This window comes from Erythrobacter donghaensis, assembly GCF_002155425.1.
Lineage (GTDB): Bacteria > Pseudomonadota > Alphaproteobacteria > Sphingomonadales > Sphingomonadaceae > Erythrobacter > Erythrobacter donghaensis.
The window spans coordinates 331,005-339,761 of the sequence record NZ_MUYG01000007.1 but is presented as its reverse complement, the minus strand read 5'-3'; the positions used below and the strand labels follow the sequence as shown (position 1 = coordinate 339,761).

Here is an 8,757-nt window from a genome sequence, read left to right as displayed (position 1 = left end):
GATTGTGTTGAAAAACCCGGCGCTGAGATCGGCGCTGGCGCGAGCCTGAGCGGCGCTCTGAGGCTTCGCCCCCGCTTATGCGGGGGCTGTGGTGGCTGGCATGGGGATCAGCTTGGCCATTTTCCGGAGGTTTTGGGCGGTGGCTGCGAGGAGGAACTCGTCTCTTGCGCCGTTTGGACCTCGCAGGCGCAGGCGATCCATCCTGAGGATGCGCTTGAGGTGCGCGAACAGCATCTCGACCTTCTTGCGCTGGCGGCGCGAGACCAGATAGGCGTCGGTCGTGGCGATATCGCGGGCCAGATCACGGGCGCCCTCGTGGACTGAACGCAGGATCTTGCGCGCTGGTTGGGTCGGGCAACAGCGCGGCTTGAGAGCGCAGGCACTGCAGTCGAGCTTGCTGGCGCGGTAACGCAACATGCCGTTCTCATCGACGAACGGACGTTCCTCGCGATAGACCTTCTGCCTCTGGCGCAGCCGCTTGCCAGCAGGGCAGATATAGCTGTCATCCTCATGGTCGAAGGTGAAGGCCGAACGCTCGAAGGTATCATCGCGGCGGGCAGACTTGTCGAACACAGGGATGTGCGGCTCGATGCCGCGCTCCTCGACCAGCCAGGACAGGTTCCTTGCATCGCCATATCCGGTGTCGCCCACGAGCCGCTCGGGCCAGAGGCCGAAGCGCTCCTGCGTCCGGTCGATCATGCGGCGCTGGGCGGTCACCTCGGCCTGACGGATGGCGGTGGTCGCCTCGACATCGACGATCACTGCGTTCTGGAGATCAATGAGGTAGTTGGTGGCATAGGCGAAGAAGGCACGCTCGCGGCTTGCCGCTGTCCAGCGTGCGGCCGGATCGGCCACCGCCAACTGCTTGGGCGGCACCGGGGTTGCGCCCCCGAAGGCCGCATCGTCGAGCACAGCCAGATACTCGCGAACGGCATGGCTGGTGGCCGGGTCCGGCAAGCCATCGGCCTGATCGACGGCATGCTGGCGGTTCACATCGGCGCGCACGAGGCTGCCATCGACCGCGAACCCTTCACCGCCGACCAGTCCTTCGGCGATGCAGCGCGCCACGGTCGTCTCGAACAGCTGGCGCAGCAGATCACTGTCGCGGAAGCGACCGTGACGGTTCTTCGAGAAGGTCGAGTGGTCGGGCACATCGCCTTCCAGCCCCAGGCGGCAGAACCAGCGATAGGCGAGGTTGACATGCACCTCCTCGCACAGCCGCCGCTCGGACCGGATGCCCATGCAGTAGCCGATGATCAGCATCCGGATCATCAACTCGGGATCAACTGACGGTCGTCCGGTCGAGCTGTAGAAGGGACGCAGATGTTCGCGAATGCCCGACAGGTCGACGAACCGATCGATCGAGCGCAGCAAATGATCCTGCGGAACATGCCGCTCCAGGTTGAAGCTGTAGAACAGGGCCTCCTGCGCCACCGTCCGCTCACCCATCATCCGACCGTCTCCGCTTGTCTGCCAAGACATAGAATCAATACTTTAGCCCGATTGCAAGGAGGAGTTTTTCAACACAATCCACCCATTCTCGGTCGTGGGCCGGACCCGCGCGCGATCCCGAAAGCGGAATGGCGGATTCTAAGGAAACCAGATGTTCGATCAGGGGTCCGTGAACGTCGGGGTTTGGGGCGGAAGCTGCCGTCTTCGTCTGGCTGATTAGACAGCCACTTTCCGCCCCTGTTCGCCCAAGCGATCGATTCGACCAACGGTCAATGGCTGACACATTGTGTGCCGCAAAAAGCGCCAGAACACGATTCAGGCTTTGCAGCCCAGCCTGCCGGAGGCTCCGTTCTGGGCGAATGTCAAAGAGCGCCAAGCTGGAAGCGTCAGAGGCATTCAATCCGAACCGCGCAATTGGGGAACATTGAGCACACCCTACCCCGCGAATTCGGGTTGCATATCTCTGATATATCCGAGGAAATACGGCTTGTGCACAAATGACCCGCCAGCGAGTTATGCGGGTTTGCGGCGAGCGGTGGGCAACTCGCTTAGCTATAAAAATCTGAAAAGAAGTCGAAATTCTCCAGTCGCTCGCGGATCATAGACGAGTTGCGGTTTCTCCAGACTAATCACCGCTTCCCCGTCTTGATCGGCACAACCTCAGCCCCCTTGCGCAGCTGATCGAGGTGGTCGCTCCACCATTGGGCCATGGCCACACGTTCCTTCCAATGTGCTCCGCGATGATAGGCGGCGCGGATTCTGTCGCTGTCGCCGTGGGCGAGGGCCCGCTCGATTGCATCGGGGTGCCAATTGCCGCATTCGTTGAGGAGGGTTGAGGCCATCGCGCGGAAGCCATGGGCGGTCATTTCATCGGTGGAATAGACGAAGCCCTCGACCCCGATTTCGACGCTAATGCACGCGCATTGATCGCTCAGCTCGGCTGCTCGGAAAATGACATCGACATCCTACTCGATCTCGGGAACCCGAAATTTGATCCTCAGGACATGCTGATTGCGATTATCGCTTCAGTGCTGTCGAGCGGCGGGATTTTTTCCTCAGCTCGGTCGGTCACTGTATTGGCTACATCCTTTCCGGACAGCCTGAGCAGCCTAAAATTTGGCCTTGACGTGCTGCCGCGACGGGAATGGCTGCTGTATAAGGCTCTAATGGCGGCGTTGTCTGATCCGATCCGCCGCCCGGGATTTGGCGACTACGCCGTCGCGGCCGTCGAATTCCCAAAGGGCGATATGCGCTTTATGCGTGGCTCACCCAACGTCCGATACGCTATCGACGATGCCTGGCTGGTCGCCAAATCCAAGCGCCAGAAGTCGAACAACAATCACGCTTATCCCGACCTGTGCGGCGCGATCGTCGCTTCTGGCACGTTTGCTGGGATCGGGTTTTCGGAGGGTTCGAAATACATTGACGGCTGCCGGCTCGGCACCGAGAAGATGGGCAATCCAACGACCTGGAAATGGGTCGCCACCAATCAGCACATCACAAAAGTGGTTTCTGATCTCGCCAGGTTGTCCGGGACCTGAGTGCGGTGCGAACGGCGCTCGAAAGCTTCCGCAACTGCATCAAAGAAACGAGCCGCTGATAAAGTTCTTCGCGGGGCGCACGCAGATCTCGTTCTGAAACGCCAAGCTCTCTGAGGATAGCCTGAACTTCGGGGCGCCACAGCAAGCGTGCCAGCACAAGCGGGTTGACGCCCTTGTTGGCTCGTTCCGGTCGAAGGCGACGGAACCGCACGCCCTGTGTCCTGCCGCGCTCGGCGACGATAACACCCCACCAGTCAGGCACGATTGTCATGGCCGAAGCCAAATGCTTCGGATCGACGATCAACAAGGCTTTGTCTACGACTTCACCATACGCGGCCACCTGTCTCGGCAAGCGCTCCAGGGTGTCGGCTTCTGCTTTGATTTCAACGCCGCGAATGTGGCCGTTGATCACGGCAATATCTATCCGGCAGGTGCCGTGATCCAGGCCGAGTTCGTCTACGACAAGGGTGTCGGGACAGGCTTGGGCGTGCGCCAGCAATCGTCGATAGGCGGCTTGCCTAACATCACTGTCCCGAAGTGGTCTCGAAGCCATGCCGAATCGATAGCCATGGTTATGGCAGAGTGGCAACGGCTAATGTCACGCATCGTGCCCAACCGACGAGCACGAATGCTGTCCTCATACGCCGTACGCGTTCGGCGGCCACGTTAGGCAGCTTTCGCGAAAATCTGGCCAGCAGCTGCCATTCAGCAATCGACCCCATAGCCGCCGTCGCGATGATTGGCTAAGTTCCTCGAAAGATCAGGGAATGTTTGCGTCAAAGGCCGACAATGTTGGAAGCTTACGGAATACGTTCATCAAGAGCAGCTCTCGTTTGCCTCCTGTCGATGCTGATAGGGGCTTCAGCCGCTGCCCGCCCCCTGTCCATCGACGATGTGCTCGCGAGCGTGGCGGTCGACCGCGCTGACATCTCTCCGGATTCTGAAGAAATCGCGATCGCGATGCCTCGCCCCGCCACCTCGGGCGAGGTTTATGGCCGCAATTCCTACGAGATCGATTCCTCGCGCACCGATATCTGGCTGGTGAAGCGCGACGGGTCGCAGCTGCGCCGGCTGACCGATGGCAAAGGGGCCGCAGCAGGCTTCTGGTGCCCCTACTGGAGCCCCGACGGACAGCGACTGGCGATGCTGTCGACCGCGCCCGAACAGGGCGAACCGCGCGGCGGTGACAATGTGCGCCTCTATGTTTGGGAACGCGGAGCCGACGCGCCCCGGCGCGTCAGTGATCGCGCGATGATGACGCAGGTGCGCTACGGCTCGCCGCTCAACGAGCTCGACCTGCGGACTGCAGGCGCAAGCCTACCGAATACGTGCCGCGAGAATGACGAGAACGCCCCCTTCCTGTGGCTCGGCCCGGATCGCCTTTTGGCGGTGCTGATGCCGCAGGGTGAACGTTCGGCGATGGTGGATCGCTACGCCAAGTTCCACCGCGAGGCATCAGAGGCAGGCGCGGAGATGCGTGGGGGCGAGGTGCCGACGGTATCGCGCTCCGACAGCGCAACAATGGCGGCTGAGTTGGCTGAGGGACGCTACACGGCCGAGTTGGTGATCTTCAATCTCACCGATGATTCGACAACGAAGCTCGGCGAAGTGCCAGCCTTTCCGATGTTCGGCGCGCTGACCATCGCCCTTTCGCCCGATGCCCGCCGCGCCGCAATCCTCGCGCCGGTTCGGGCCATCCCTCCGCACCGCCGGTCACCCGCTATTCCCAATGTGATGGCATGGGCGGTGGAGAACGTCCTGTTCATGCTCGATCTTGGCGAACGGCCCGCCTTGCACCTCGTCGAGACGCCGAGCGGTGCACAATATCCGCTCGACATCATCGGATGGTCGCCGGGTTCGGAATATGTCTCCGTCCGTGCTCGGGCTGCGGCGGACGCGAAATCGGCGAGCCTCTGGACCCTCGCCGCGAACGACCTCGCGCTGACTGCTCAAGCCCCCGGCCTGAACTTTGATGACGCCGTGCCAGCGCACTGGCGCGAGACATCCTATGCGCTCTGGGCCGACCAGACACGGATACTGGCGCGGGATGCGAAGGCAAGCAGCGGTTGGCGGCTTGTCGATGTGCGTAGTGGCCGAATGAGCGAGGTTGAAGGCAACGCCGAAGGGCTTGCAGGCCTGCGCACCTCCACTGAGGGACAGATCATCGGGCAGAGCAAGACCGGCCCTGTCCGCTTCGACCCCGCCGTGCGCCGGTTCGTGTCCTGGCCAGCTTCCAGAGCAACCGGTTGTAGCAGCGCGGCACGGCTTTTCGCGGAGCGGAAAGACGGAGCCACCGCTTACAGCCTCTGGACCGCCGACGGCCCGCGTCCGGCCAGCATCACGTTCGCGTCGTCCGCCCGGCCGCTCGGTCATGATTGCAGCGGGATTGTCTGGGCCGAGAACGGGTTCGAAGGCAGTGCGGTAAACTTCACGGCTTGGGACGATCCCGCCACGCCCCGCGCTCTGATGCAGCACAACCAGCACATTGCCGATATCGCATGGGGCGAGCGGCGCATGATCGACTATCGCCATACAGATGGCACCGCGCTCAAGATGGCGGTGCTGCTCCCCGCCGATTACGATCCCACGCGGCGCTACCCCACGCTGATGTGGGTTTATGGCGGCTACCAGCCATCCGGGGTCGACGACTTCTTCCTCGATCCGCACATGGCGGGCCTTTACAACCTCGAGCTTTACGCGAGCCGCGGCTATGTCGTGGCTATTCCCGCCATCCCGGTCCCGCGGGGCGACACACCGGGCGAGCCCTTGGCGGCGTTCCCGGGCGGCGTGTTGCCTGCCGTGGACAAGCTGGTGGAACTGGGCATCACTGACAACGACCGCGTCGGCGTTTTCGGCCAAAGCTTCGGCGGCTACACCGTCAGTGCGCTAATCGCGCAGACCGACCGTTTCAAGGCGGCGGCCAGCATTGCCGGAGCGACGGATATTGCCACCAATTACGGCGCGTTCGATCCGGCGGCGCGGGGCTGGCCCGGCATAGAACAGGACATGGCGGCCAACGGGCCAATCTATGAAAGCGGGCTCGGCTTCAGGATCGATCCCGCCACCGATCCCGCGCTCTATCATCGCAATTCGCCCATTACTTTCGCCGACCGGATCCAGACACCGCTGCTGCTGATCCATGGGGAACTCGACACTCGTGCGCCGCTCTCGCAGCCAGAGGCGCTTTATTCGCTGCTACGTCGAAAGGGTCGTGCGGCAAGGCTGCTGCGCTACTGGGGCGAGAACCACTCTCTCGCCAACTCGCCCGCCAACATCCGCGATATCACACGCGAGCTGATCGACTGGTTCGATCTCCACCTAAAGCATGGCGGTTACGCAGAAGCGCGCCTCGGTATCACTGACTAAAGCTCGAAGCGGACGGGCAGTTTTCCACCCAGTTCCAGTCATAGACCAGGCCGGATCGCCCTCCCGAAAGCGGACGACGCAATGTGCACGTCAGCCACCGACCCCTCCCTGCTGATCAGGTATTTGCCACATTGGCTTCTGGTGCGGTGCTGCCAACGCCTTAATTTGCTCTGCCTGCGCCCGCAGTTCTGTCCGCTTCTCCGGATATTGCTCTGCCAAGGTCCGAAAATGGTCCGCCAACTGTTTCTCGATTTTGCCAAGTAAGAACCATTGCTCATTGTATCCTGCGTATGTGTCCACCAGCGCGGGCAGCCACGGAGCAAACCGAGTTGCGTCCATGGTCACTTGAGGAACACCGTCGAACTGTCCTGGAGCGAAAACCTCAAGGGTATTTTCGTTCATCCGGGCGTGCTTGTTCGATCCGAAAATCTTTGCCAGCATTTCGACCGATATCGTATGCGTGTTTCTGACTTCATCAAACTCGGCACGCTCTTTTTCAAACAGCTGCTTCTCGAGATTAAGGCTCTCCTTTTTAGCGCGAAGCGTGTCGACGTCACCCTGCAAGCTCGCCTTCTCCGCCTCCAGTGCGGCTCGATCAGCTTGAACTTGTGCAAGAATGGTCTTTTCAGCCATTGCCTTGTCACGCGCCTCATCGGCCTCTGCCCGGGCTGCATCGGCAGCCGCAAGATCCGCATCGCGTTGACGTTCTGCAGCGGCCGCGCTGTTTCGCTCTGCAACCTCTGCGGTTTTCCCTGCTTCAACTTTTGACCGAACGCGTTCGAGATCCGCGTTCGCCGTTTCGATTTCCGACTTCGTTTGCGTTAATTGCGCGGTTAGTTTCGGCACTGCCGCTTCGGCTGCCTCGGCTTCGGCAATGCGTGTGGCCGCGCTGTTGAGCAAGGCCTCCGCTGCGATCTTGTCCTTGGCTATCGCCAATTTCTCGGCCGCGACCAGCTCTTCGCGGCGCTCAACCTCAGCGATGCGCATGTCCGCATGGCCTTGGGCTGTCGTTGCGCTTCGAACAATCTCGAGCGCTGCCGTATGGGTGGCGGCAGCACTTACCTCTCTCTCGGTGACGGCTGTTCTCCGCGTCCTGTATCCGTGCGCCATCGACCTCGATCGATTTCACCAGCCCCCGGTCGTGTGCGTCGAAGGCGTCCAGACGGTAGATGGGGTGGAAATCGAATTCGTGGGTGGCCGAATACCCAATGCTAGCCAGCGGCTCCATCGCCCGCATGATCTTGCGCCCGGCGCTGTCCGCCGTCCGCCCGGTCGATTGCGGTTCGTCCACGATCAGGATCGGGCGCGTGCTCTTCACCCATTCCACGCCCGGAATGTCGCGCGTCTGCTCGCGCGCCTGCTGGAACACCGCCGCCTTCGAACCCAGCGACTGCACCGTGGCGATCATTACCCGGATCGACGAGGACGAGGCGAAATCGATGATCCGCGAGAGGTCCGAGCTGTCATAGACGAAGCTTTCGAACGGCACGCCGTCATACAGCTGGCGGAAGTGGTCGCGGGTCTGCTGGATCGTCTTTTTCACCCCCTCGCGTATCGCGACCGAGGGCACCACGATCACGAACTTGGTGAAGCCATAGCGCCGGTTCAGCTCGAAGATGGTGCGCAGGTAGACATAGGTCTTGCCCGTCCCCGTCTCCATTTCGACGGTGAAGTCCATGCCATAATCGCCCTCACCGCTCCGCTTGTCGCCCTTCACCTCTAGGGTAGGCGATAGTTGCACGGCGTTGCGCTCCTGCACGATGTGCAGGTTCTCCAGCACCTGTTCGGGCAGCAGGTCGAAGCGGTTCGCGTAGCCGAGCAGCCGCTCGTTGTATTCCAGTTCGCCCGCGATCTGGCCGGGGGCGATGGTGAACAGCGACTGGCGTTCATGCTGTCCGGCGAACAGGTCCACCACCGCGTCAATCGCGGCCTTCTGGTGCGCAAGGTCGGGTTCGAAGACGAACTTCATGGTGCTTGCCACGCCCTAGATGCTCGCGATTTTGGCGATGCGGTCGCCGTGACGCTGGCGCAGGATCGCGGCGAGATTGGCCTTGGTGGCCGAACGGTTGTTGTCCGTGCCGAGGCCCACATCCGCTGCGCCACCGCCTCGCGGTCTTCGGGCGAGAGCCGAGCCAGATCGAGCCGGAGGTCGTTAAGCGTCAGATCGGTGATTGATACGCCGGAGGACAGATCCTCCAGATCGATCACCCGCTCCTGCAGTGATTCGAGCTGACGGCGGCGATATTCGAGGTCGTTCATGGCATCGCCTGCCTGCGTCTCGATCAGGTTTTCTTCGCCGGTGGCGGATACATCGAGCAGCATCATCTTGCCGGAACCGTTACGTCCAGCCGTGTGAGATGCTATGTGAGAAGCTATGGGGGAATAGGTGCGCATGCCG

7 protein-coding genes and 1 pseudogene are annotated in these 8,757 nt (G+C 61.6%); 2 read left to right on the top strand and 6 right to left on the bottom strand.

The features are described from left to right. Positions 1-75: 75 nt before the first annotated feature. Together BZF59_RS04615 and BZF59_RS04610 are read right to left on the bottom strand one after the other, a co-directional pair. On the bottom strand, positions 76-1,452 hold the full coding sequence (locus BZF59_RS04615; RefSeq protein ID WP_086606213.1) for an IS1182 family transposase: 1,377 nt from the start codon (positions 1,450-1,452) through the stop codon (positions 76-78). A 629-nt stretch (positions 1,453-2,081) separates the two neighbouring features. Continuing rightward, positions 2,082-2,333, bottom strand: a pseudogene (locus tag BZF59_RS04610) (tyrosine-type recombinase/integrase); the annotation flags it as partial. Here BZF59_RS04610 and BZF59_RS04605 point away from each other — a divergent pair. After that, positions 2,307-2,993 carry a beta family protein gene (locus BZF59_RS04605; protein WP_086607056.1) on the top strand — a complete coding sequence of 229 codons (687 nt, stop codon included), beginning with the start codon at positions 2,307-2,309 and terminating at the stop codon, positions 2,991-2,993. The pseudogene BZF59_RS04610 and the gene BZF59_RS04605 overlap by 27 nt on opposite strands. On the opposite strand, the gene BZF59_RS04600 is transcribed toward BZF59_RS04605, so the two are convergent. Next, positions 2,950-3,546 carry a sce7726 family protein gene (locus BZF59_RS04600; RefSeq protein WP_086607055.1) on the bottom strand — a complete coding sequence of 199 codons (597 nt, stop codon included), beginning with the start codon at positions 3,544-3,546 and terminating at the stop codon, positions 2,950-2,952. The two genes, BZF59_RS04605 and BZF59_RS04600, sit on opposite strands and share 44 nt — an antisense overlap. 293 nt (positions 3,547-3,839) lie before the next feature. Here BZF59_RS04600 and BZF59_RS04595 point away from each other — a divergent pair, with 293 nt between their 5' ends. Beyond that, positions 3,840-6,359 (top strand): S9 family peptidase, encoded by a 2,520-nt coding sequence (locus tag BZF59_RS04595; RefSeq protein WP_158094273.1) that lies wholly within the window; start codon positions 3,840-3,842, stop codon positions 6,357-6,359. A 90-nt stretch (positions 6,360-6,449) separates the two neighbouring features. Here BZF59_RS04595 and BZF59_RS04590 read toward each other — a convergent pair whose 3' ends face one another. From BZF59_RS04590 to BZF59_RS16395, 3 genes are read right to left on the bottom strand one after another with little or no spacing between them, the layout of a single operon-like run. Beyond that, entirely contained in the window at positions 6,450-7,346 is an 897-nt protein-coding gene (locus tag BZF59_RS04590) for a hypothetical protein (protein ID WP_086607053.1), read from the bottom strand. Further along, the gene (locus tag BZF59_RS04585) at positions 7,333-8,328 is read right to left on the bottom strand and encodes a DEAD/DEAH box helicase family protein (protein ID WP_086607052.1); all 996 of its coding nucleotides are present in this window, start codon (positions 8,326-8,328) and stop codon (positions 7,333-7,335) included. The genes BZF59_RS04590 and BZF59_RS04585 overlap by 14 nt, the downstream gene beginning before the upstream one ends. Continuing rightward, entirely contained in the window at positions 8,325-8,753 is a 429-nt protein-coding gene (locus BZF59_RS16395) for a hypothetical protein (protein WP_245806018.1), read from the bottom strand. Before BZF59_RS16395 ends, BZF59_RS04585 begins: the two co-directional genes overlap by 4 nt. Positions 8,754-8,757 lie beyond the last annotated feature (4 nt).